Raw genomic sequence first — 24,616 nt, 5'->3', positions numbered from 1 at the left:
GAGCAGCGCACGCGCGTTGGGCGCACTCGTTCGAGCGTGGCGCGGTCGTTCAAGGCCCTCTCTCTGTCATATTCCATCAGCTTTCGAAATGCGCCCCCGATGGGCGCCCCCGGCCGGACTAGCGTCCCTGGGCCATGGGACACCTGGACCACGCCACCTTCGGCTGGCTGACCCCCGTGCTGTCGTACGCGATGGCCTGCATCGGCGCAGCCCTGGGGCTGCGCTGCACCGTCCGAGCGCTGAACGCCTCGGGGCGCTCGCGCAGGAACTGGCTCATCACCGCCGCCTCCGCGCTCGGCACCGGCATCTGGACGATGCACTTCGTCGCGATGCTCGGTTTCGGGGTCACGGGCACGGAGATCCACTACAACGTACCGCTGACCATCCTGAGCCTCTTGGTGGCCATGGTCGTCGTGGGGGCCGGAGTCTTCGCCGTGGGGTACGGCCGTGAGCGTGGACGTGCCCTCGCGCTCGGCGGTCTCACCACGGGCATCGGCGTCGCGAGCATGCACTACTTGGGCATGGCGGCGCTGCGTCTGCACGGAGAGGTGCGGTACGACCCGGTGCTCATCGGGCTCTCCGTGGCCATTGCCGTCGTCGCGGCTACCGCTGCCCTGTGGGCCGGACTCAACATCAGGTCACCACTCGCTGTCGCGGGAGCGTCGCTGGTCATGGGCGGGGCGGTGACCAGCATGCACTACACCGGGATGCTGGCGGTGAGCGTGCGGGTCGCCCCCTCCGAAGAGGCCCTGGCCGGAGCCACCACGATGCAGTTCATCTTCCCCTTGGCCGTCGGACTCGGGTCATACCTCTTCCTGACGTCGGCCTTCGTCGCGCTTTCCCCGACCGCGGGTGAGCGACAGGCCTCCGCTTCCGCGCAGCGTCCGGTCGAAAGCGCCACTCCGTAGCCGCATCTCTGCGGCGACCACTGGAGCACCCACATTCCCCAGCCGAGGGAGGCGGCCATGCGGACACCCCGTAGGACCTTCGACACCAACGACGGCGAAGCGCCCGTGTACCCCGCACGCGGTCGCCGCGCTCATGCGGGACCGCCCGCCGACGAATACGTCGACAAATCCATTGACGAAAAGGAACGGTTCGCCGAGCCGACGACGATAAGCACCGAGCCACCGGCGGCAAGGGCACCCACGCGCGCGGGAGGTTGGCGGCCACGGCCTCGCACCGTGCGCGCCAAGATCGTGTGCCTGTTGATGGTGCCTGTCGTCTCGTTGCTCGGCCTGTGGGCGTACGCGACCGTCACCACGGCTCAGGACATCGCGCACCTGAGGCAGTTGCAACGCGTGAACACTGAAGTGCGGGTGCCGATCGAGGCAGCCATTTCCTCGCTCCAAGCCGAACGCGTGGCCGCCGTGCGCTATGCGACAGACCCTGACACCGAGCGCGGAGAAGCCTTGGAGAAACAAGCGGCGCGCACCGACCGTGTCGTGGCGAAGCTACGCCTTGAGGATGACAGGACGGTCGCTGACGGAGCAGGCCTTCCCCACGGGGTGGCGGACCGCCTCGCCACGTTCGTGACCGGAGCCGGCGACCTGCTCTCGTTGCGGGCCGACGTGCTGGAGCGCCGCACAGGGTGGGACACGACGTACGGGGAGTACACGAAGACGATCGCGCAGGCCTTCGGAGTGGCGGGCGCGCTCACCGCGATGCGGGACGCCGAACCGGGCTCCTACGCGCGCGTGCTGCACGAATTCTCCGGGGCCGCTGAAATGCTGGCGCGCGAGGACGCCGTGCTCGCCTCCGCACGGCTCACCGGACTCCTGGACGGCGAGCGGCTCCGGCTGTTCACCGGGGCGGTCGACACCCGCCGTGCGCTGACGGAAACAGCGGTGGCGGACCTGCGGAGGCCCGAACGAGCGGCCTGGCGCGACCTTGAAGCGGGGAGTTCGTACGCCGACGTTCGGGCCGTCGAGGACAAAGTGCTGGTCGCCGAACCCGGCCGAAAGGCCGTCGCCGCAGCCTCCGCGGAAGCCTGGGGCGAGGCCCACGCAACCGTGCGCGACAAGCTTCGGGCGATCGGGGTCGGAGCGGATCGCCGGGCCTTGGACCGGGCCGACCCGTTCACCCACGGCGTGCTCACCTCGGCCGGTGCGGCCGTACTTCTCGGCCTCGCTGCCGTGGCTGCCTCGCTCGTCATCTCCGTACGCATCGGTCGAGGCCTGGTCGTCGAACTGGTCAGCCTGCGCAACGGCGCCCTGGACATCGCCCGCCGGAAACTGCCGCAGGCCATGCGGCGTCTGAGGGCCGGCGAGGAGATCGACATCTCTGCCGAGGCACCGCGGGGAGCACCCGCGGAGGACGAGACCGGGCAGGTCTCCGAGGCGCTCGCCACCGTCCACCGGGCGGCACTGCGCGCCGCGATCGAGCGCGCGGAACTCGCGAGCGGGATCTCCGGCGTGTTCGTCAATCTCGCCCGGAGAAGTCAGGTCCTGGTGCACCGTCAGCTCACACTGCTGGACACCATGGAACGCAGGGCCGACGACCCGGAGGAGCTCAGCGATCTCTTCCGTCTCGACCATTTGACGACCCGGATGAGGCGCCACGCGGAAAGCCTGATCATCCTCTCCGGTGCCGCGCCGGGCCGGGCCTGGCGCATGCCGGTCTCCCTGACGAACGTCGTGCGCGCGGCGGTCTCCGAAGTCGAGGACTACGCGCGCGTGGAGGTACGCCAGCTGCCGGCCGCCTCGATCCTTGGGACAGCGGTAGCCGACCTCACCCACTTGCTGGCAGAACTCGTCGAGAACGCGGCCCAGTTCTCTCCTCCCCACACCAAGGTGCGGGTGATCGGTGAACCGGTCGGAAACGGCTATGCCCTGGAGATCGAGGACCGCGGGCTCGGCATGGGGGCGGAGACGCTCGCCGAAGCCAACCGCCGCGTCGAGCAGTCGGAGGCGGTCGACCTGTTCGACAGCGACCAACTGGGCCTCTTCGTGGTCAGCAGGCTCGCGGCTCGCCACAGCATCAAGGTGCATCTGCGGACCTCGCCCTATGGAGGCACCACCGCGGTCGTGCTGCTTCCCACCGCGCTGTTGCACAGCCCGGCGGCGGAGAGTGCGCAGACTCGCGTGGAGCACAGGACGGCTTCGGAGAAGGAGTACGCACGCGTGGCCGTTCCCGGACAGCCCGTGAACGGCAACTCCGTTCCCGCCACCGCACCCCGTCCGGCCCTGTCCGCAGCGGCGGAAGCACCACTGCCGGGCGTCGCCACGACAGTCGACGTCACCGATGCCGATGTCGACGCACCGGACTCGGCGAGCGCACTGCCCCGCCGGGTACGTCAGGCGAGTCTCGCCCCGCAACTGCGCGAACGTCACGTCGACGCGGGCGACGCGGGCGACGCGGGCGACGCGGGCGACGCGGGCGATGCGGCGAATGCCGGCGAGCGGAGCCCGGAACAGGTCCGCGATCGCATGACCGCCTTCCGCGACGGCTGGGCACGCGGCGGCGGTCGGCCTCCGGGCATCGTCGGCGCGGTCCCCGGCACGGCGACGCCAGCATCGCGCAGGGACAGCAGCGAAGGAGACCCCGGATGATCCAGGACAAGAGCATTCCCGCCGGAGGCACCGGAGAACTCGACTGGCTGCTCGACGACTTGGTACGGCGCGTCGGCGAGGTGCGGCACGCGGTGGTGCTGTCCAACGACGGCCTGCCGGTCGGCGCCTCGACCGCCCTCACGCGTGAGGACGCCGAGCACCTGGCCGCCGTCGCGTCGGGCTTCCACAGCCTCGCCAAAGGGGCGGGCCGGCACTTCGGAGCCGGGGGAGTGCGCCAGACGATGGTTGAGATGGACGACGCCTTCTTGTTCGTCGCAGCCGCCGGAGACGGTTCCTGCCTCGCGGTGCTCAGCTCGGTCACGGCCGACATCGGCCTTGTGGCGTACGAGATGGCTCGCCTGGTCAAGCGGGTGGGCGAGCACCTCTACACCCCGGCCCGCGTCACGGCACGCCCACCGGCAGCCGGATGACCGGGGGCGGCACGTACTCATGAACGAGGATTCGAGCGGCAGTCAGTACCAGCCGGGCAGCCAGTGGTACGACGGTGAGGCGGGGCCCCTCGTCCGGCCCTACGCGATGACGGGCGGGCGGACCGCCCCGGGGCCAAGAGGCGTCCGCTTCGACCTGATCGCCCTTGTGACGCTCCATGACGTCGCCGCGGCGACGTCCGACGACGACACCGCCCTCGGCCCCGAACACCGGGCGCTCATCGACCTCTGTCGCGTCGAGACACAATCCGTGGCCGAACTTGCCGCCGGCGCCGATCTCCCCGTAGGCGTGGTCAGAGTGCTCCTCGGTGACCTGCTGGAGATGGGGCACGTCGAGATCAGTCGGCCGGTGCCGCCCGCACAGCTTCCCGACGAAATGATCCTTCGAGAGGTGATCAATGGTCTCCGAGCACTCTGAGGCCGAAGACGGTCAGACCGCGGACATGGCGCTGAAGATCCTGGTGGCCGGTGGCTTCGGGGTGGGCAAGACCACCCTGGTCGGCGCGGTCAGCGAGATCCGCCCCCTGCGCACCGAGGAACTGCTCAGCGAGGCGGGGCAGATGGTGGACGACACCGAGGGCGTCGACCGGAAGACCACGACGACCGTCGCCATGGACTTCGGCCGCATCACCATCAGGACTGGTCTTTCGCTGTACCTGTTCGGCACTCCCGGGCAGGACCGTTTCTGGTTCCTGTGGGACGAGCTGTCGCAAGGTGCTCTCGGAGCCGTCGTCCTTGCGGACACCAGGCGGCTCGAGGACTGCTTCCCCGCCGTGGACTACTTCGAGCACCGTCACATCCCCTTCGTCGTGGCAGTGAACTGCTTCACGAAGGCGCGTGCGTACGGCGCGAAGGAGGTCTCACGGGCCTTGGACCTCGACCACGGGACCCCCGTGGTGCTGTGCGACGCACGGGACCGAGACTCGGGGAAGGAGGTGCTGATACGGCTGGTCGAGTACGCCGGGCGGATGCATACCGCCCGGCTGCTCGACTCGGTGGGCTGAACCTTCGGGACGGGTCTCGACGTGAGTCCCTGTCCGGTGTCGGCACGAGTTCTGCCCGGTGCAGGCGTGGGCTCTCAGTCGGTGACTCCGCCGTATGCGAGCACCTTGTCGATGCTCACGCGCACCAGAAGTTCACCGGGCACGCCATTGCGCTCGCCGAACTCCTCGGCCCGGTCCTCGCCCATGTAACGTGCGCCGATCCTGGCTGCCCAGTGCTGGACCTGGTCGAGTTCCTCGATCAGGTCGGCACGGCCCTGCAGCACGACGAAGGCGAACGGCGGCTGGTCGTCGTCCACGCAGAGGGCCATGCGGCCGTCACGGGCGAGGTTGCGGCCCTTGACCGTGTCCTTACCGGTGTTGAACACCAGGTCGTCTCCGTCGAGCAGGAACCAGATCGGTGCTACGTGCGGGCTGCCGTCGGCCCTGACGGTCGACAACTTGCCGGTTCGCGTGCCTTGCGAGACGAATGCCCGCCATTGGTCATCGGTCATCTTTTGTGCCATGTCCCCATCATGCTTGCCGGGGCGCCGGTCGTGGGGAAGGCTGGCAGGTCAGTTCCTCCAGCCAGGAGGATCGACTCGGGGAGACGGGAACGATGGTGCAGAGCACGGGGCTGGGCTGGCTGCTGGATGACTTGACGCAGCGGATGGAGCACGTTCGTCATGCGCTGGTGCTGTCCAACGACGGACTGGTGACCGGTGCCAGTTCGGACCTGAAGCGTGAGGACGCGGAGCACCTGGCCGCGGTCTCCTCGGGGCTGCACAGCCTCGCCAAGGGGTCTGGGCGTCACTTTCACGCGGGCAACGTCCGTCAGACGATGATCGAGTTCGATGACGCCGTCCTCTTCGTCACCGCGGCGGGCGACGGCAGTTGTCTCTGCGTCCTGAGCGCGGCGGAGGCCGACATCGGCCAAGTCGCCTACGAGATGACGTTGCTCGTCAATCGTGTCGGAGAGCATCTCGCCGTGGGGGCTCGACAGCCCGAGCGCACGCCCGTCGTGGACCTCTGACCAGCCTTGACGCTGCCCTGTCAGGGGTTATCCACAGGCTCAGCGAGGGTCGTGACGATCGGGCTACGGTCTTTCCCGAGAGCAGACACATCTCACGGGGAGAACCACCATGACGGACGTCATGACCACACAGCCGGCCAATGCGGCGACGGCGCCGCCCTCCATCGCGCTGAGCGGTGCGGCAAGGGAACTGGGTTTGAAGCGCGGCGAGTTCGATCTCGCCGTACTGCTCGGGCGCGTGCGCACCGTCGCCGACCCGACGGGGACGCAGCGCCGCGTCGCCCGCGCAGAGATCGACCGCGTGCGCGGCAGCGAGCGCTTCCCCGAGGCTTTGCGGGAGAGCGTCAGAGTCATGGGCACCACGGAAGCCGCGGAGCTCATGGACATCACCACGGCCCGGTTCACCCGGCTCGCCCGCGCCGGATTCCTGACACCGGTGAAGTTCTATTTGAACCGGTATCGAGCGGTCGTCTGGCTGTATCTCGCCGAAGAGCTGCGGCACTTCGCGGAGGGCGAGGTGCACGGCGTCCTCCTCACCGGCCGCCTGCCCGAACCGGTTCGGGTGCGCCTAGACGACGGGCAGGACCTTCGGCCACGCAACTGGCGGAGCCGGCATGCGGGTTTCCTGCTCCGGCAGACCGAGGATTCATGGCAGCGCGTGGCCGCCATGGCCTCACTCCTCGACCAGGTCCAACTGACAGACATCGTCAAGGATCCCTACGAACGGGCATACCTCAGCCGGCTCATCCCCGCGCCACGCACCCATGGGGCACCTGATTCGCCCACCGCGCTGATCGTCGAACGGATCATGACCGCGGACGACCCTGAGGAGCTCCGATGGCTGCGCGCCAGCCTTCTGCTGGGCCTGGCCCAGGCACGCTCGGAACGCCCGGCGCCTCGGCCCGCTCCCGCGTCGGCCGCTGCGGCCGAATCGGCGCCGGCTCGAGCGCAACCCAAGCACCGGAGCGACGACACGGTCGACGTTCTGGAGCGTGAGTCGCGCGGCCTGAGGAAGTGGTTGCGCCGACGGCAGGTGTAGGCGAGCGGTGCATGCGGCAGCCTGCCGTGCGCACGTCTCGGCGGCTTCCGTATCACCGGGCGGAGCTGCTCAGCGATCTCAGATCGTCGCGTCGAGATCTTTCGCGTACTCCTCGATGGCGGGCCGATAGCCCTCGACTTCCGGGTCGTTGCTCGTGGCGACCAGCAAGGTCAGAAGCAGTTGCATCGCGTCGTGCGTCCGCCCGACGTTGTACAGCGCCATGGCCAGGAACGTCTTGAGTCCGTTGTCGTCAGGGAATTCGACCACCGCGTCGCCAAGAGTCGCGGCGGCTTCCTCGTAGCGCCCCAGGATCCGGTAGGTGCTGCCCAGGCCGAGCAGGGCCCCGCGGCGATCATTGCCCGCAAGCGCCTTTCCCGCGAGGGCGCGCTCGTAATACGGCACCGCTTCCACCTCCAGGCCGAGCGTGTCATGCACCCACGCGGTCTGGTACGCCACTTCCTCGTCCGCCGGGAACAGGGCGGCAAGCTTCACGAGCTGCTCTCGGGCCTCCTCGCGTCGTCCTGCCTCGCGCAGGCGCACAGCCTCATGAAGCAACCGATCCCTGTCCTCGCCCGCATCCGCGTTCATGTGCTGATCCCCCACCATCCGACTCACCTGCGTTTTCGTACCGACGAATCACTTGCCCCACCCCGCTGAACGGAGACACGCATGCCCACCCTGCACCACCCGAAGCACGCCCAGGGTTCAAAGTCCACCGCGACGGGTTCCAGCGCGGACAGAGCCTTCTTCGTCACGCGTGGGGTCGGAACAGACCCTCCTGCACCACGGATACGAGCAGTCGGCCGTCGGTGTCGTAGATACGGCCGCGGGCGAGGCCGCGACCCCCCGTCGCGATGGGGGACTCCTGGTCGTACAAGAACCACTCGTCGGCGCGGAACGGGTGATGGAACCACATGGCGTGATCGAGCGAGGCCATGTCGAAGCCGCGGGGTCCCCAGAGCGGCTCGACCGGGATGCGCACCGCGTCGAGGAGCGTCATGTCGCTCGCATAGGTGAGAGCGCAGGTGTGCACGAGCGGATCGTCGCCCAGCGGACCGACGGCGCGCATCCACACCGCGCTGCGGGGTTCGGCGTCCTTGACCTCCTCGGAGGTCCAGCGCAGCCGGTCCACGTAACGGATGTCGAAGGGCTGGCGCCTGGCCATGCGCTCCCACTGCTCGGGAAGCGCGCCGAGGTGCTCCTTGATCTCCTCGGCGACGGTCGGCAGAGATTCAGGGTCAGGAGCGGTGATGCGAGGCGGCAGCTGGTGTTCGAAAGCGCCCTGTTCGGGCTTGTGGAAGGAGGCGGTGAGGTTGAAGATCGTGCGGCCCTGCTGGACAGCGGTGACACGGCGCGTGGTGAAGGAGCGCCCGTCCCTGACCCGCTCGACCTGGTACACGATGGGCACGCCCGGACGGCCGGGGCGCAGGAAGTACGCGTGCAGCGAATGCACCGGGCGGTCGCCCTCCGTGGTGCGGCCCGCCGCTACCAGGGCCTGCCCGGCGACCTGCCCGCCGAAGACCCGCTGCAAAGACTCCTCGGGGCTGCGGCCCCGGAAAATGTTGACCTCGATCTGCTCCAGGTCCAGCAGATCGACCAGCCGTTCGGCGGGGTTGCTCATGACGCTTCTTCGACTCCTGTCCGGGACGTGCGATTTCTCGGGGTATTCAGAGCTGGCCGACATCCGTGAGGCGGACGATGGCACGGCCCTCCTCGTCGGAGGCCGCGAGATCGACCTCCGCGCTGATGCCCCAGTCATGGTCGCCGTTCGGGTCTGCGAACGTCTGACGGACGCGCCACAGACCGTGCTCCGGGTCCTGTTCGATGGACAGCAGCTTGGGGCCGCGTGCGTCGGGCCCGGTCCCGAGATCTTCGTACTCGTCCCAGTACTTGTCCATGGCCTCACCCCAGGCGTCCGCGTCCCAGCCGGACTCGGCGTCCAGCTCGCCCAGCTCCTCGACGTGGTCGAGGGCGGCCAGCTCGACCCTGCGGAACAGCGCGTTGCGCACCAGGACGCGGAAGGCGCGGGCATTGGCCGTGACCGGCTTGACCTGATCGGCCCTCTCCTGGGCCTCCTCGGCCGTCATGACCTCGGGGTTGGCCAGCTGCTCCCATTCGTCGAGGAGGCTGGAGTCGACCTGACGGACCATCTCGCCGAGCCAGGCGATCAGGTCCTCCAGGTCCTCGGACTTGAGGTCGTCCGGGATGGTGTGTTCCAGGGCCTTGTAGGCGCTGGCCAGGTAGCGCAGCACGATGCCTTCGGTGCGGGCGAGTTCGTAGAAGGAGGTGAACTCGGTGAAGGACAGCGCCCGCTCGTACATGTCACGGACGACGGACTTCGGGGACAGCGGGTGGTCGCCGACCCACGGGTGGCTCGTCCGGTAGGTGTTGTAGGCGTGGAAGAGCAGCTCCTCCAGCGGCTTGGGGTAGGTGATGTCCTGGAGCCGCTCCATCCGCTCCTCGTACTCGACACCGTCCGCCTTCATCAGCGCCACAGCTTCGCCGCGCGCCTTGTTCTGCTGGGCCGCGAGGATCTGGCGCGGGTCGTCGAGGGTGGATTCGACCACGGAGACCATGTCGAGGGCGTACGACGGGGATTCCGGGTCGAGGATCTCGAAGGCCGCGAGGGCGAAGGTCGACAGAGGCTGGTTGAGCGCGAAGTCCTGTTGCAGGTCGACGGTCAGGCGTACGACACGGCCCGTTGCGTCCGGCACGTCGAGCTTTTCCACGACACCGCCGGCCAGAAGCGAACGGTAGATCGCGATGGCGCGACGGATGTGCCGCAGCTGCGCCTTGCGCGGCTCGTGATTGTCTTCCAGAAGGTGGCGCATCGCCTTGAAGGCGTTGCCGGGGCGGGCGATCACGGACAGCAACATGGTGTGCGTGACGCGGAAGCGGGAGGTCAGCGGCTCCGGCTCGGAGGTGATGAGCTTCTCGAAGGTGCTCTCGGTCCAGCCGACGAAGCCCTCCGGCGCCTTCTTACGGACCACCTTGCGGCGCTTCTTCGCGTCGTCGCCCGCCTTGGCGAGTGCCTTCTCGTTCTCGATGACGTGCTCGGGTGCCTGCGCGACCACGAAACCCGCAGTGTCGAAGCCGGCACGTCCGGCCCGACCGGCGATCTGGTGGAATTCCCGCGCGCGCAGGGTGCGGACCCGGCTGCCGTCGTACTTGGCGAGCGCGGTGAAGAGGACGGTGCGGATCGGCACGTTGACGCCGACGCCGAGAGTGTCCGTACCGCAGATGACCTTCAGAAGGCCGGCCTGGGCGAGCTTCTCCACCAAGCGGCGGTACTTGGGCAGCATGCCGGCGTGGTGCACGCCGATGCCATGGCGCACGTAGCGCGAGAGGTTGCGGCCGAACTTGGTGGTGAAGCGGAAGTTGCCGATCAGGTCGGCGATCTTGTCCTTCTCCTCACGCGTGCACATGTTGATGCTCATCAGCGACTGGGCGCGCTCGACGGCCTGTGCCTGTGTGAAGTGCACGATGTAGACCGGAGCCTGCTTGGTCTCCAGAAGCTCGGTGAGCGTCTCGGTGATCGGCGTCAGCCGGTACTCGTACGACAGTGGCACGGGGCGCGTCGCGGAGCGGACCACCGAGGTGGGGCGGCCGGTGCGGCGCGTGAGGTCCTTCTCGAACATGCTGACGTCGCCGAGCGTCGCCGACATGAGGATGAACTGTGCCTGCGGCAGTTCGAGCAGCGGGATCTGCCAGGCCCAGCCGCGGTCCGGCTCGGCGTAGAAGTGGAACTCGTCCATCACGACCTGGCCGACGTCGGCGTCCTTGCCGTCCCGCAGGGCGATCGAGGCGAGGACCTCGGCCGTGCAGCAGATGACAGGGGCGTCGGCGTTGACGGACGCGTCGCCCGTGAGCATGCCGACGTTCTCGGTGCCCAGAATCTTGCACAGGTCGAAGAACTTCTCCGACACCAGCGCCTTGATGGGGGCCGTGTAGAAGGTGACCTTGTCCTGGGCGAGGGCGGTGAAGTGGGCGCCGGCCGCCACCAGGCTCTTGCCGGAGCCCGTGGGAGTGGACAAGATCACGTTCGCCCCGGAGACCACCTCGATCAGCGCCTCCTCCTGGGCCGGATAGAGAGTGATCCCCTGATCCTCGGCCCACGTGGAGAAGGCTTCGAAGAGGGCATCTGGGTCGGCATCCGGCGGCAGCTGATCAATAAGGGTCACACCCCCATCTTGCCTTCCTTCTCACCGGATCAGGGAACCGGTGATTCTCGCGAAGATCACGAACGCTACGCTGTGTCGCCAACGTGGCATCAGAACATGGGAAACGGGGTGGGCGGCAGCAATGATGGGACCGGCACACTCACTGTCGGGAGCGGCGGCCTGGCTCGGAGTCGGCGCGGCCGCGGCGGCCGCGGGACACACGATGCCCTGGCCGGTCCTCCTCGTGGGAGCGCTCATTTGCGCCGGGGCGGCCCTCGCGCCCGACCTCGATCACAAGTCGGCGACCATCTCGCGAGCCTTCGGGCCCGTCTCGCGGGGCCTGTGCGAAATTGTCGACAAACTCTCGTACGCCGTCTACAAGGCGACACGGAAGGCGGGCGACCCACGTCGCTCGGGTGGCCACCGCACACTCACCCACACCTGGCTGTGGGCGGTGCTGATAGGCGCGGGCGCCTCCGCCCTGGCGATCTTCGGCGGACGCTGGGCGGTGCTCGCGATCCTCTTCGTCCACATGGTGCTCGCCATCGAAGGCCTGCTGTGGCGGGCGGCGCGCGGGTCGAGCAGCGATGTTCTGGTGTGGCTGCTCGCCGCCACGAGCGCGTGGATCCTCGCAGGCGTCCTCGACAAGCCCGGCAACGGTTCGGACTGGTTCTTCACCGCACCAGGCCAGGAGTACCTGTGGCTCGGCCTGCCGATCGTGCTCGGTGCGCTGGTGCACGACATCGGGGACTCGCTGACGGTCTCCGGATGCCCGGTGCTCTGGCCCATCCCCATCGGCCGCAAGCGCTGGTACCCGATCGGGCCGCCGAAAGCACTGCGCTTCCGGGCCGGCAGCTGGATCGAGCTGAAGGTACTGATGCCGGTGTTCATGCTGCTCGGGGGAGTGGGCGGCGCGGCCGCGCTCAACTTCATCTGAGGCGGGGCCCGCCCTGCCCGCACGGCGGCCACTCAAGCCGAGCGTCAGCTGTCGGACCGGCTCTCGTCCTCGCCGGGAGGCGGCTGAACCCCGGAGATGACGGGGTGGTCGCCATGCCAGGAGTGCCAGAGGGCGGCGTACGCTCCGTCGGCCCGCACGAGGTCGTCGTGACTGCCGAGCTCGGTGACGCGGCCGTTCTCCATCACCGCGACGCGGTCCGCGTCATGAGCGGTCTGCAGGCGGTGAGCGATGGCGATCACGGTCCGGCCGCGCAGGACGGCCGCGAGAGCCCGCTCCGTGTGCCGTGCCGTCGCCGGGTCCAGGAGCGCCGTCGCCTCGTCGAGTATCAGGGTGTGCGGGTCGGCGAGCACGACACGGGCCAAGGCCAGCTGCTGAGCCTGCGCGCCGTGCAGCTGGTGGCTGCCCGAGCCCAGCTGGGTGTCGAGACCGTCGGGCAGGTCGGTGGCCCACTCGGCACCGACGGCGGTGAGAGCGGCGTCCAGCTCGGCGTCCGCGGCGGACTCGGCCGCGATCCGCAGATTGTCCCGGAGCGTGCCGTGGAACACATGGTGTTCCTGCGTGACGAGGACGACCTGGCGGCGCAGCCGGTCGGAGGGCAGATCGGCGATCGGAACCCCGCCGACGGTCACCGAGCCCTTGGTCGGCGTGTCGATGCCGGCCAAGAGCCGGCTCAGAGTGGTTTTCCCGGCACCGGAAGGGCCGACGACGGCGAGACGTTCGCCGGGTCGGACGGACAGGTCGACGCCTTGGAGGACGTCGGTGTCGCCCGTGTAGGAGAACCAGACGCCTTCGACGCCGATGCCGTCGTCCTTGGGGGTGAGGGCGCTGGGGACGGTCGGTTCAGAGGGCGTGGCGGCCAGGCCCTCGACCCTGGCGAAGGAGGCACCGCTGCTCTGCAGCTCCTCGACCCGTTGCAAGATCGTGTCCAGCGGTTGGGAGAGCTGGCGAAGGTACAGAGCCGCGGCGACGACCGCGCCGAGGCTCACCGTGCCGTGGGCGTGCAGAGCACCGCCGATGACCAGCATGCCGACCACCGGGATCACGTACGAGGTGTCGACAGCGGGGAAGAGGACGCTCCGCAGGTACAGAGTGCGCTCATGGGCGGCGACACAGCGCTCGATCTCCCTCTCACTGTCCGTGATGCGCCGCTCCCGCAGGCCGAAGGCCTCGATGGTGCGGGCTCCGGACGCGGTGGCGGCGAGCACCTCGGCCAGCGCGGAGTGCGCCTCGCCCTGGTCGAGGTAGGCAGACCGCGCACGACGCAGGTACCAGCGGGTGGCGAACCAGATTCCCGTGAGGCCGAGCACCCCGCAGGCGCCGAGCAGCGGATCGAGCAAGAACACGGCACCGACGATGAACAGTGCCTGCACGGCTGCGACGAAGACATCGGGGCCGGTGTCCCGCAGCGTCTGACCAGTGGTCGCGATGTCCGACGTGCCGCGTGCGGTCAGGTCGCCCGCGCCGGCACGTTCGACGACGGAGGAGGGCAGGGCCAGCGCACGGTCGACGAACTGTTCGCGGATACGGGCGAGGGTGCGCTCTCCGAAGCGATGGCCGAGGTAGCGGGCGTGGCGCGCCAGGAGGAGCTGGGCGACGGCTCCGATGAGGATGCCGAGGGCGAGACGGTCCACGGCGTCGACGCCTCCGCCGTCCTTCACCGTGTTCACGACGCGGCCGAGGAGCCACGGGCCGACGAGGCCCGCAGCCGCCGCCAGCACGTTGAAGAAGAGCATGGCGGCGAAGGCCCAGGCGTCCTGCCGGATCAGTCGCAGGGCGGCGCGGTGGACCTGGCGGGGGCCGGCGACGGGCAGCGGAGTGGCGGCGGCCTCAGGTGCTTTACCGCTGCGGGGCGACGTCATGGGAGGGCCTCGTGAGTCGGCTCGGGGGACGGGCGGGAGTGCTTGCGGTCACTTGGATTGCTTTGTTCGTCCGTATCGGCCGCCGTTGCGGCCTCCTCCTCAGCGGCGTCCGTCGCCGGCTGCTTGTCCGTGGCGACGCTCATCCCTACGTCCGCGGCCCCCGCGGCTTCCACCGCTGCGGACTCCTCGGTGTCGCGCGACACCAGACGGCGGTAGGCGGGGTGATGCGACAGGAGGTCGGCGTGGCGGCCCACGGCGGCGACACGGCCGTCGACCAGGTGGTAGACGACGTCGGCCTGGTCGAGGACGAGGGGAGAGGTACTGGTCACGAGCGTTGTGCGGTTGGCCCGAGCCGCGCGGAGACCGGCTGCCATCTTGGCCTCGGTGTGCACGTCCACCGCCGATGTCGGTTCGACCGCCAGGAGCACCTCGGGGTCGGCCAGCAGAGCACGGGCCAGACGGATGCGTTGCCGTTGACCGCCGGAGAGATTGTGCCCCTGGGCGTCGAGGCGGGCATCGAAGCCGCCTGGCAGGCCGAGCACGATGTCGTGGGCCACGGCGGCGTCGACCGCGCGGGTGAGGGAGTGCTCGTCCGGTGTCCAGCGACCGGAGAGCGCCGCACGCAGCGCACCGGCGAACAAGTCGGCTTCGTTGTCCGCGACGAGAATGCGCGCGCGGACCTGGTCCAGCGGGACGGCGTCCAGGCGGACCGCCCCCCAGGTGACCGAGCCAGGGGCGAATCGGCCGAGGCGGTCGACGACCTCCGTGGCCTCGGAGGTGTGGGTACTGGCCAGCGCGGTGAGGACGCCGGGTTCTACCTTCACCCCGGAGAGGCGGTCGTGGAGGACGGCCGGTGCCTCGGGAGCGTTGACGGTGCCCTCGCGGGCATCGGAGGTCTCGCCCGAATCATCGAGCACCGGAGCCCCGCTCTTCACCTCGTTCGCGGGCACCGCCGACCACGTCTCCGGCTCGAGGTTCAAGAAGTGCACGACCCGGCGGGCCGAGACCAGGCCACGCCCGATGTCGTAGCCGCTCTCGATGAAGGACGACACCGGGACCACGAGGACGGCGACGTAGCCGTAGACGGCGATCAGTTCGCCCACGGTGATGGTGCCCTGAGCCGCCATGCGGGCGGCGAGCCAGGTCACGGCGGCCAGGAACAAGGTGGGCAGGCCAATTCCGAAAGCCTGGATCCAGCTCATGGACGAGCCGACCCGGTAGCCCTCGTCCCGCAGTTCTCGCGAACCCGAGCGGTAGCGGGCCGCGAAGACCTGCTTGCCACCCAGACCATTGAGGACCCTGAGCCCGGCGGCCAGGTCCCCGAGAACGCCGGCCAGTGCGCCCTGCCGCTCCCGGTACGCGGTCTCGGCGCCCTGAAGCCGACCGAGGAACGGCCCGACGAGCAGGGCGATCAGTGGCACGCCCAGCAGGACCACCACGGCCAGCAGGACGGAGAACGACAGAAGCAGGGCGGCGACGACGAAGTAGGCGATGACCGCACCCACCCCAGGACCTGTGACGGTGAGGGTCGCGCCGATGACGCCCACGTCGGAGTGGCCGATCGTGACGACCTCGCCCGCCGAGACGCGGCGGGGCAGAGCCGCGCCGAGCCGGGTGGCGTGGTCCATCACGACACGCACGGTACGGAAGTAGGCGTCGAGCCGGATACGGGTCATCGTGCGGTGCCGCATGATCCCGAGCCAGGCGTCGAGGATTCCTACGCCCAACAGTGCGGCGGCCCAGCCGATCAGCGCGCCTTGGTCGCCGGGGCGGAGCCCGTCGTCGATGGCACGCGCCAGGACGTACGGGGGAAGCGTCAACCCGACCATCCACGCGCTGCCCAGCAGCGTGCCGAGAGCGACCCGCTTGGGCTGGCTTGCGATCACCCACCAGAGGTAGCGCGCGGGGCCGCGACGGTCGGGGGTGCCGGGGTCCGTGGTCGGTGCAGCCATACACGTACCCTAACTAGGCCTGCTAGAAGGGGAATAGGCGGCTCGCCTCGCGGTAGGCGGCCCGCTCCCGGCGCGGAGCGGCCCGGCCCCAGTGGGCCCGCACCGGACGCGGAGGCGGTCGGCGCCGGACCGAGGCCGCCGCGCCCCCGCGCAGCGACGAAGCCGCGGCCCGTACCCGAGGTGACGCCCCTAGCCGTGCCAGGACCGCCACAGGGCGGCGTACGCCCCGTCCGCGGTGACCAGTTGGTCGTGGCTGCCGAGTTCGGTGATGCGGCCGTTCTCGACCACGGCGATGACGTCCGCGTCGTGGGCGGTGTGCAGGCGGTGGGCGATCGCCACGACCGTACGGCCGTCCAGGACACGAGCGAGCGAACGCTCCAGATGCCGTGCCGCGCGCGGGTCGAGGAGCGAGGTCGCCTCGTCCAGGACCAGCGTGTGGGGGTCGGCGAGCACGAGCCTGGCCAGGGCGATCTGCTGGGCCTGGGCGGGAGTCAGCGCGAAGCCCCCCGAGCCGACCTCGGTGGCCAGGCCCTCGTCGAGGCCGCGGGCCCAGTCGGCCGCGTCGACCGCCCCGAGCGCAGCCCACAGTTCGGCGTCACGCGCGCCGGTCCGTGCCAGGAGGAGGTTGTCGCGCAGGGAACCCACGAACACGTGGTGCTCTTGGTTGACCAGGGCTACATGGGCACGGACCTCCTCGGCCGGCATGGCCGACAGTTCCGCGCCCCCCAAGGTGACCTGTCCGGTGCGCGGTCCGTAGATGCCGGCGAGCAGCCTGCCCAGCGTCGACTTGCCCGCGCCCGACGGACCGACCAGGGCGACGCGCGAGCCGGGCTTGACGGCGAGGGACACCTCGCGGAGGACATCGACGCCTTCGCGGTAGCCGAAGTGGACGTCGTCGGCATGGACGTGGCGCCCTTGAGGGGTGACGGAAGCGTCACCGGCGTCGGGTTCGATGTCGCGGACGCCGACGAGACGGGCCAGCGAGACCTGGGCGACCTGAAGTTCGTCGTACCAGCGCAGGATGATCCCCAGAGGGTCGACGAGCATCTGCGCGATCAGGACGCCCGTGGTCAGTTGACCGACGCCGATCCATCCCTGAAGCACGAAGACGCCGCCGATCATCAGCGTCGAGCAGAGCACGGTGGTGTGGGTGAAGTTGATGACGGGGAAGAGGACCGACCGCAGGTAGAGGGTGTAGCGCTCCCAGGCGGTCCACTCCTTGACGCGGCGCTCCGACAGTTCGATGCGGCGTGTGCCGAGCCGGTGCGCCTCGATGGTGCGGCCCGCGTCGACGGTCTCGGCGAGGGCGGCTGCCACGGCGGCGTAACCGGCGGCCTCCGAGCGGTAGGCGGCGGGTGCCCGTTTGAAGTACCAGCGGCAGCCGACCACCAGGAGCGGGACGGCGACGAGCACGGCGGGTGCCAACGGCGGCGCGGTCACGATGAGTCCGCCGAGCAGCAGCGCAACCCACACCACGCCGATCGCGAGCTGCGGCACGGCCTCACGCATGGCGTTGGCGAGGCGGTCGACGTCGGTGGTGATGCGGGAGAGCAGGTCGCCCGTGCCGGCCCGTTCCAGGACTCCCGGCGGCAGCCCGACGGACCGCACGAGGAAGTCCTCCCGCAGGTCCGCGAGCATCCGCTCGCCGAGCATCGCGCCGCGCAGCCGCATCTCGCGTACGAAGAAGGACTGCACGACGAGGGCGAGCGTGAACAGGCCGATGGTTCGTTCCAGATGGAGGTCGCGGGCGTCGTGCGAGACCTTCTCCACGAGGTCGCCGAGCAGGTAGGGGCCGACCATCGAGGCGATCACGGCGAGCGTGTTCACCGTGATGAGCAGGACGAAGGCCGTGCGGTGGCGCTGGAACAGCTCACGGACGTAGGCGCGTACGGTCGTGGGCGCGCCGATGGGCAGGGTCTCCGCCGTCGTGGGGGCCGCCGGGTCGTACTCCGGTGGCGCCAGGCCGATCATGCGGTCTCCTCGAGGTTGCTGGCGGTCGCCGTGGCGGTCGCATTGGCGGTTGCCGTGGCTGTGCTGATCTTGGGCTCGAAGTCAGCCTCGAAGCCGGGGTCGAACTCGGCGAAGCTGCCCTCGGTCACGGCGGTGTGCTCGTCGTCGGTTTCGCGGGTCACGACCGCGCGGTACCGCGGTTCGCCGTGCATCAGTTCACGGTGTGTGCCCACCGCTGTGACCTCGCCGTCGGCGAGGAACACGACACGTTCGGCCCGGTCCAGGAGCAGCGGGGACGACGTGAGCACCACGGTGGTCCGCCCCGACCGCAGTCGGCGGATGCCGTCGGCGACCCGGGCCTCGGTGTGCGAGTCGACGGCGGACGTCGGCTCGTCGAGCACCAGCGTCTCGGGGTCGGTGACCAGTGAGCGGGCCAGAGCGAGGCGTTGGCGCTGGCCTCCGGAGAGGGAGCGGCCGCGTTCCGTGAGATGGGCGGCCATCGGGTCGTCGCTCACCGACGCCTGGGCCAGTGCGTCCAGGACGTCCGAGCACTGTGCCGCGGCGAGGGCTTCGGCGGGGGTGACGTTTCCGGATGACGGTACGTCGAGGAGGGCGTGCAAGGTGCCGGAGAGCAGGACGGGGTCCTTGTCCTGTACCAGTACGTGGGTGCGGGCGTCGGAGAGCGGCATTTCGTCCAGCGCGTTGTCGCCCAGGCGAACGGATGGCAGTTTCGCGGCTTCGTCGAAGGTGGGGTGGCCGCCGAGACGTTCGGCGAGCCGTCCGGCTGCGTCGGGGTCGCCGCAGACCACGGCGGTGAGCCGGCCGGCCGGGGCGAGGAGACCCGTCGCCGGGTCGTACAGGTCTCCGGGGTGCCGGGCGCCGCCGGACAGGGCTTGTTCGTGGTGTTGCTCGGGCGGCTGCTCACCCGCGGGCGGCGGCACGTCAACTTGCCGCGCTGGAGCTTCTGCCGCCTCATCGCCTTGCGTCGCAGAGTCCGCTGCCGGCTTGCCTTGCGCAGGCGGGTCCGACGGCCCGGCCCCGGACTCGGTCCGCCTGGCCCCGGTCTCCGACAGCCCGGTCTCAGCCTCCGACCGCCCGCTTGTGGATTCCGTCCGCTCCAGTGCGAGCACCCGTGCCGCTCGCTTGGCGCTGGGGCGGGAGAAGGAGTACGCCATGGCGATCTCCTCGAAGTGTCGCAGGGGGTAGTTGAGCATCATGACCGCGCTGTAGACCGTGACCAGTTCGGCGACGGTGATCCGGCCCTCTTGGGCGAGGTGCACACCGTGCCAGACGAGCGCGATCAGCAGCAGCCCCGGCAGCAGGACCTGCGTCGCCGAGATCACCGCCCACATCCGGGCGCTGCGGACCGCGGCCGTCCGGACCTCTTGCGAGGCGCGGCGGTAGCGGTCGAGGAAGAGTTCCTCACCGCCGATGCCGCGCAGGACCCGCAATCCGGCGACGGTGTCGGAGGCCAGTTCCGTGGCGCGGCCCGCCTTCTCGCGCTGGAGATCGGCGCGATGGGTGGCGCGGGGCAGCAGGGGGAGCACGGCGAGGGCGAGCACCGGAATACCCACCGCGACGACGACGCCCAGCGCGGGCTGGTAGACGAGGAGGCCGACGCAGACCAGAAGGACCGTGAAGGCGGCTGCCGCGAACCGGGACAGCGCCTCGACGAACCAACCGATCTTCTCCACGTCACCCGTGGATACGGATACGACTTCTCCGGCGGCCACGCGCCGGGTCATTACGGAGCCGAGCTGGGCGGTCTTGCGGGCGAGCAGTTGCTGCACGCGGGCCGCGGCGGTGATCCAGTTGGTGATCGCGGTGCGGTGCAGCATCGTGTCGCCCACGGCGATGGCGAGGCCGAGGGTCAGCAGCAGCGCGCCCGCGAGCGCGAGTCGTCCGCCTGACCGGTCGAGCACGGCCTCGATGGCGATGCCGACCGCGTAGGGCAGGCCCGCGATGGAGCCGAAGTGCAGCAGGCCCCAGGCGAAGGATTTGAGTTGCCCCCCGAGTTGGTTCCGGCCCAGCCACAGCAAGAAGCGCGGACCCGACCGGACATCGGGGACGCCGGGGTCGGGATAGGGAAGATCGCGAATCTGCATGACGTCCCAGCAGTCGAGAGCGGTGGCCGTCGGTTCCGTCGAGACGGGCGTCGAAGGCGACGAAGCGGGCCATGCCGCGGGCGAGTACGCACGCGAGATCGCTGCTGAGGTCGCAGTCGAGACCGGAACGAGCCGGAACGGACGGTGGTAACAAACCGTGAAAGGTTCACCTCATTCGGTGGTCCGAAGCAAACGGTTTTCCGCCCCGGAGTAAAGAATCGGCCCCTTCTTCGTGTGGAGGACGACGCTGGACGAGAGTGCTGCGGGCCGAATGCGACCATGGGCGGATGCGTATAGCCGGTGCGGTGCGAACGGTGGTCGCGGCGGCGGCCTGCGGTGTCCTTCTGACGTCCTGCGGGAGCGGCGACGCCCCCGCATCCGGACAGGCCAAGGGGGCGGAGCGCGGGGACGGCTCCCCAGCACGGGCCGCTGACGCCAAGCGGATCCCCGATGTCGGCGACGGTCTCCAGTCGAAGATCCCCAAGGACTCGCGTCAGGTGGTCGCCGTCTACGGAGACGGCGAGAACTCCGCCGAGTCGACCGTCGTCCTCTACACAAAGTCTGGCAAGACGGACACCACGTGGGAGAAGGATCGCAGCTGGCCCGCGCACAACGGCAAGAAGGGCTGGACCGTCGATCACCACGAGAACGACAAGCGCAGTCCGGTCGGCGTGTTCACCCTCAGCGACGCGGGCGGTGTCCTGGCTGATCCCGGTACCAAGTTCCCGTACACGAAGTCCGTGTCCATGCAGGCCCCGCACTACTGGCCCAAGACGCATTGGCATGACTTCGACTACGTCATCGCCATCGACTACAACCGCGCCAAGGGCACCCCGCCCAACGACCCGACGCGTCCGCAGGGACAGACCAAGGGCGGCAGCATCTGGCTGCACATGGATCACGGCAGCGGTACGTCGGGCTGCGTCAGTCTGTCCAAGGCGGGCATGGCTTACCTGCTGCGCACGCTGGACCCGAAGCAGCACCCGGTCGTCGTGATGGGGGACAAGGCGAACCTCGCGGCGTAAGGCCGACCGCGGCGTGTGAGGCCCTGGTTGCCCCGACACCCCATTGCGGTGATCGGCCGCGGCCCCATAGAACACCCCCATGAGAAGACGCGTCATGTCCATGCTCGTCGGGGTGGTCGTCGCCGCAGGCCCGCTCCTCGGTACGGGCCCGTCCACGGCCGCCGCGGCGATCCCCGCCCCGCCCGAATTCGGCACCGACTGGCACGACCCCGTCACTGCCGCACCCCCGGTGAAAAAGCCCCACACCAAGTCCTGTGCGGTCACCGTCGCCGAGGCGCAGTTCAAGGACTTCACGCCCTACACGGGCGATTACGCGCCGCCGCGCGGATGTGGTGACCGTTGGGGCAAGGTGGTGCTGCGCCTGGACGGCAAGGTGAAGGGCAGGCAGTACGACCGGCTCGGATACCTCCGTATCGGCGGCGTAGAAGTGCTCCGTACGTCCACGCCGGAGCCGTCCGCCGACGGCATCACCTGGTCCGTCGAGAAGGACGTCACCCGCTACAGCGAGACGCTGCGCCAGAACCGCAGCGTCGAGATGCTCATCGGCAACGTCGTCAACGAGACGTACACCGGAATCATCGACGTCAAGGCGACGCTGACGTTCTACGAGCGGGACAAGGGCACAGGCGCCAAGCCTGACAAAACTGGTACCGGGTCCGCGCCCGAGAAATCTGGTGCCGAGTCCAACGGCACGGTGCCCGACCGTGTGCTTCCCCTCGGCGACGACTCCGCCCTCACCACCCCGCGCAACAGCGAGCGCATCGTCGCCGAGGTCTACGCGACCGGCTCCGGCGGCGGCTGTGAGGAGTACTGGTATCTGACGGTTCCGGATGCCGCGCCCTACTCCTGCAAGGCCGACCAAGGCCCCTACCGCGAGGTGCAGGTCAAGGTGGACGGCCAGTTGGCGGGCATCGCCGCGCCGTTCCCGACCGTGTGGACGGGCGGGTGGTCCAACCCCTTCCTCTGGTACGTGATCCCGGGGCCCCGTGCCTTCGACATCAAGCCCATCGAGTACGACCTGACACCCTTCGCCGGGCTCCTCAACGACGGACGGCCGCACAAGGTCGAGGTCTCCGTCGTCGGTGTGCCCAAGGCGCAGACCGGCTGGAGCGTCCCCGTCAATGTCCTGGTCTGGCAGGACGAGCGGAGCGCGCATGTCACCGGCAAGCTGACCAGGCATGACGCGGGACCCCTCGCGAATGATGCGACCTACACCCCGGCTTCCACCACAGGGAGCGCGCACCGCCTCGACACGAAGGGCGGCCACCGCCTCACCGTCTCCGGCCAGGTGAACACCTCCCACGGCCGTGTCACGACGACCGTGACGCGGGCCCTGAAGAACACGTCTGTACACCGGTGGACCGAGGGAGAGGCGCTGGACGCACTCAAGGCCACCTGGTCCGATCGCGAGACGGTCACGGTGAACGGCCGTGCGGCGCGGACCGACCGTACGTACACGATGGACGGCACCACGACGCTGGGCGCCGGCGACCGGCTGCGCACCGAGATCTCCCTCGGCGACCGCGCCGAGAGCGTCACCGTCCACGGCGGACGGCGCACCGGCTGGTCAGTGACCGACGACCGTTACGACGGAGACGCCACGTACACCGCCAACGTGCCCCGCGAGGAGCGCCACGCGGTGGGCACCTCCCGCGAGCGCTACCGGCAGTACGGCGACGACGGCTGTTACGACCGGACGTTGGCCACCGAGCAGGGCGCCCTGACGGTCGACCGGCGCCGCTGCTGAGCCACCGGGACCGCGGACCGCGACCCGCGGCCCCGGCGGCCGGGACCAGCGGCGGTACGTGATCGTCCGCCGCTGGCCCGGCCCCTCACTACGGCCCCTCAAAAAAACCCGGCGGCAACTACTCCTTCGGCTTCTCCGAGTCCATCCCCGGGCGCGCCTTCTTCCACAGTCCGCGGGTGAAGTCGGGTATCGCCTGCGGCGCGCCCTTCGCCTTGATCGAGAGGTGGCTCAGCGGCACGGGCGACGTCCACGTCGCGGCGTCGTACACGTCGAAGTCCGGGACGAGGCCCAGCTGCATGGTCTGCATCAGCCGGAAGATCATGATGTAGTCCATGCCGCCGTGGCCACCCGGCGGGTTGGAGTGCTCCTTCCACAGCCAGTGGTCGAAGTCGGCGTACTTGGCGAAGTCGCCCCACTCGTCGTTCGTGTGGTCGGGCTCGATGTAGATGCGCTCCGGGTAGTCCTCGAAGAGGCCCTTGGTGCCACCCAGGCTGTTGATGCGGCTATAAGGGTGGGGCGTGGAGACGTCATGCTCCAGACGGATCACGCGGCCCTTCGCCGTCTGCACGAGACTGATGGTGCGGTCGCTCTCGATGTACGTCTCCTTCCAGCTCGGATCGCCTGCGGGCATGTGCGCCTCGCGGTACTGGGCGAGGCTGAGGGCGGGTGTGCCGAAGCTGGAGATGTGGGTGACGCGGTCGCCGCGATTGACGTCCATGTAGTTGGCGACGGGGCCGAAACCGTGGTTGGGGTAGAGGTCGCCGCGGAGCCGGGTGTGCCAGAGGCGGCGCCACGGGCCTTCGTAGTAGTCGGGGTCGAACATGAGGCCGCGCAGATCGTGGTTGTACGCGCCCGCACCGTGCAGGAGGTCGCCGAACTTGCCCGCGTGGGCCATCCGCAGGACACGCATCTCGTTCTTGCCGTAACAGCAGTTCTCGAGCTGTATGCAGTGTCTGCGCGTCCGCTCCGACAGGTCGACGAGTTGCCACAGCTCGTCGAGGCGCAGGGCAATGGGGCACTCCACGCCGACGTGCTTGCCGTTCAGCATCGCCGACTTGGCCATCTCGAAGTGGAAGTCCCACGGCGTCGCCACGTACACGAAGTCGATGTCCCCGCGCTTGCACAGGTTCTCGTAGTCGTGATCGCCCTTGGTGTACGTCGCCGGGGCCGGCTGGCCCGCGGCGGTGACCTTCTTCGCGGCGGCCGCGGTCTTGTCCTTGACCGGGTCGCAGAGCGCCACGACCCGTACGCCCGGGATGGCGAGGAACAGATCGATCATGGAGCCGCCGCGGTTGCCGAGGCCGATGATGCCGACCCTGACCGTGGAGCGCCGCTCGAACGGCACCCCGATCATCGTGCGGCCCTTTCGGGCAGGGGCCTTGGCCGTGTCCTCGGCGGCCGAGGCGGCATCCGACGCGGCGGCGGCCGGCACGGTGCCGGGCGCGTCGGCGTGCGCCGTGCCGCTCGCGAAGGCGCCGATGCCGATCCCCGCCCCGGCGAGGCCCGCCGTGCGGAGCACCGCGCGGCGCGAGTGGCCGTCTCCCGTCGTGCCCTCCGCAAGGTCGTCGGGGGTTGCGCTGTCGGGAGTCGGTGTCGCGTTCTCGTCGTGCATCGGACCTCCGTAGCTGAAAGGCGGCTGGTCTCTACCACTGGGGCGGAAGCCACCCTGTTAGGGCTGCTACGGGGGCGCAAGAGGCGGAAGTGGCCAGGAACTTGGACTTCCGCCATGACTTCATGGACTTCCGGAGGCGCCGGCTCCCATCACCACGGCTCTCATCGCGGCCCGCGGCTCCCATCGCCACGGCCCA

General features: G+C 69.5%; 19 protein-coding genes. 10 read left to right on the top strand and 9 right to left on the bottom strand.

Annotated elements, in window-relative coordinates:
• Positions 1-134 precede the first annotated feature (134 nt).
• Genes ACZ6JY_RS37470 through ACZ6JY_RS37450 form a run of 5 tightly spaced genes read left to right on the top strand, consistent with a single transcriptional unit; the run spans position 135 to position 5,004 of the window.
• Entirely contained in the window at positions 135-908 is a 774-nt protein-coding gene (locus tag ACZ6JY_RS37470) for an MHYT domain-containing protein (RefSeq protein WP_469203519.1), read from the top strand.
• A gap of 57 nt (positions 909-965) precedes the next feature.
• Entirely contained in the window at positions 966-3,551 is a 2,586-nt protein-coding gene (locus ACZ6JY_RS37465) for a sensor histidine kinase (RefSeq protein ID WP_469203516.1), read from the top strand.
• Positions 3,548-3,982 (top strand): roadblock/LC7 domain-containing protein, encoded by a 435-nt coding sequence (locus ACZ6JY_RS37460; RefSeq protein WP_469203514.1) that lies wholly within the window; start codon positions 3,548-3,550, stop codon positions 3,980-3,982. Before ACZ6JY_RS37465 ends, ACZ6JY_RS37460 begins: the two co-directional genes overlap by 4 nt.
• A gap of 19 nt (positions 3,983-4,001) precedes the next feature.
• A complete protein-coding gene (locus ACZ6JY_RS37455; protein WP_469203512.1) occupies positions 4,002-4,418 on the top strand; it encodes a DUF742 domain-containing protein in 417 nt (138 codons plus the stop codon).
• Positions 4,399-5,004 carry a GTP-binding protein gene (locus ACZ6JY_RS37450; protein ID WP_469203509.1) on the top strand — a complete coding sequence of 202 codons (606 nt, stop codon included), beginning with the start codon at positions 4,399-4,401 and terminating at the stop codon, positions 5,002-5,004. The genes ACZ6JY_RS37455 and ACZ6JY_RS37450 overlap by 20 nt, the downstream gene beginning before the upstream one ends.
• A gap of 74 nt (positions 5,005-5,078) precedes the next feature.
• Here ACZ6JY_RS37450 and ACZ6JY_RS37445 read toward each other — a convergent pair whose 3' ends face one another.
• Positions 5,079-5,507: a PPOX class F420-dependent oxidoreductase gene (locus tag ACZ6JY_RS37445; protein WP_469203507.1), complete on the bottom strand. Its 429-nt coding sequence runs from the start codon at positions 5,505-5,507 to the stop codon at positions 5,079-5,081.
• Positions 5,508-5,599: 92 nt separating this feature from the next.
• On the opposite strand from ACZ6JY_RS37445, the gene ACZ6JY_RS37440 reads away from it, so the two are divergent.
• On the top strand, positions 5,600-6,013 hold the full coding sequence (locus ACZ6JY_RS37440) for a roadblock/LC7 domain-containing protein (protein ID WP_469203505.1): 414 nt from the start codon (positions 5,600-5,602) through the stop codon (positions 6,011-6,013).
• Between the two features lie 109 nt (positions 6,014-6,122).
• Entirely contained in the window at positions 6,123-7,052 is a 930-nt protein-coding gene (locus ACZ6JY_RS37435; protein WP_469203503.1) for a DUF6397 family protein, read from the top strand.
• 78 nt (positions 7,053-7,130) lie between these two features.
• Here ACZ6JY_RS37435 and ACZ6JY_RS37430 read toward each other — a convergent pair whose 3' ends face one another.
• The 3 genes from ACZ6JY_RS37430 to ACZ6JY_RS37420 all read right to left on the bottom strand — a co-directional run bounded on the left by ACZ6JY_RS37430 (position 7,131) and on the right by ACZ6JY_RS37420 (position 11,233).
• Positions 7,131-7,640 (bottom strand): tetratricopeptide repeat protein, encoded by a 510-nt coding sequence (locus tag ACZ6JY_RS37430; protein ID WP_469203501.1) that lies wholly within the window; start codon positions 7,638-7,640, stop codon positions 7,131-7,133.
• 163 nt (positions 7,641-7,803) lie between these two features.
• Positions 7,804-8,673 carry an acyl-CoA thioesterase gene (locus ACZ6JY_RS37425; protein WP_469203499.1) on the bottom strand — a complete coding sequence of 290 codons (870 nt, stop codon included), beginning with the start codon at positions 8,671-8,673 and terminating at the stop codon, positions 7,804-7,806.
• A gap of 46 nt (positions 8,674-8,719) precedes the next feature.
• Entirely contained in the window at positions 8,720-11,233 is a 2,514-nt protein-coding gene (locus tag ACZ6JY_RS37420; protein ID WP_469203497.1) for a DEAD/DEAH box helicase, read from the bottom strand.
• 121 nt (positions 11,234-11,354) lie between these two features.
• Here ACZ6JY_RS37420 and ACZ6JY_RS37415 point away from each other — a divergent pair, with 121 nt between their 5' ends.
• On the top strand, positions 11,355-12,149 hold the full coding sequence (locus ACZ6JY_RS37415; RefSeq protein WP_469203495.1) for a metal-dependent hydrolase: 795 nt from the start codon (positions 11,355-11,357) through the stop codon (positions 12,147-12,149).
• Between the two features lie 44 nt (positions 12,150-12,193).
• Here ACZ6JY_RS37415 and ACZ6JY_RS37410 read toward each other — a convergent pair whose 3' ends face one another.
• From ACZ6JY_RS37410 to ACZ6JY_RS37395, 4 genes are all read right to left on the bottom strand, one after another.
• Positions 12,194-14,029 (bottom strand): ABC transporter ATP-binding protein, encoded by a 1,836-nt coding sequence (locus ACZ6JY_RS37410; protein WP_469203494.1) that lies wholly within the window; start codon positions 14,027-14,029, stop codon positions 12,194-12,196.
• Entirely contained in the window at positions 14,026-15,981 is a 1,956-nt protein-coding gene (locus ACZ6JY_RS37405) for an ABC transporter ATP-binding protein (RefSeq protein ID WP_469203492.1), read from the bottom strand. Before ACZ6JY_RS37405 ends, ACZ6JY_RS37410 begins: the two co-directional genes overlap by 4 nt.
• Positions 15,982-16,170: 189 nt before the next feature.
• A complete protein-coding gene (locus tag ACZ6JY_RS37400; protein ID WP_469203490.1) occupies positions 16,171-17,952 on the bottom strand; it encodes an ABC transporter ATP-binding protein in 1,782 nt (593 codons plus the stop codon).
• Positions 17,949-20,036 (bottom strand): ABC transporter transmembrane domain-containing protein, encoded by a 2,088-nt coding sequence (locus tag ACZ6JY_RS37395; protein WP_469203488.1) that lies wholly within the window; start codon positions 20,034-20,036, stop codon positions 17,949-17,951. The genes ACZ6JY_RS37400 and ACZ6JY_RS37395 overlap by 4 nt, the downstream gene beginning before the upstream one ends.
• Before the next feature lie 287 nt (positions 20,037-20,323).
• Here ACZ6JY_RS37395 and ACZ6JY_RS37390 point away from each other — a divergent pair, with 287 nt between their 5' ends.
• Together ACZ6JY_RS37390 and ACZ6JY_RS37385 are read left to right on the top strand one after the other, a co-directional pair.
• A complete protein-coding gene (locus ACZ6JY_RS37390) occupies positions 20,324-21,061 on the top strand; it encodes a L,D-transpeptidase family protein (protein WP_469203486.1) in 738 nt (245 codons plus the stop codon).
• Positions 21,062-21,140: 79 nt separating this feature from the next.
• Positions 21,141-22,808, top strand: coding sequence for a peptide-N4-asparagine amidase (locus ACZ6JY_RS37385; RefSeq protein WP_469203484.1), 1,668 nt, complete (start codon positions 21,141-21,143; stop codon positions 22,806-22,808).
• Positions 22,809-22,926: 118 nt separating this feature from the next.
• On the opposite strand, the gene ACZ6JY_RS37380 is transcribed toward ACZ6JY_RS37385, so the two are convergent.
• Positions 22,927-24,420 carry a Gfo/Idh/MocA family protein gene (locus tag ACZ6JY_RS37380; protein ID WP_469203482.1) on the bottom strand — a complete coding sequence of 498 codons (1,494 nt, stop codon included), beginning with the start codon at positions 24,418-24,420 and terminating at the stop codon, positions 22,927-22,929.
• Positions 24,421-24,616: the final 196 nt, after the last annotated feature.

The sequence above is a fragment of the Streptomyces sp. NPDC046335 genome (genome assembly GCF_055587985.1).
Note: the sequence above shows the minus strand (reverse complement) of the source record. Positions and strands in the feature narration are given on the sequence as shown.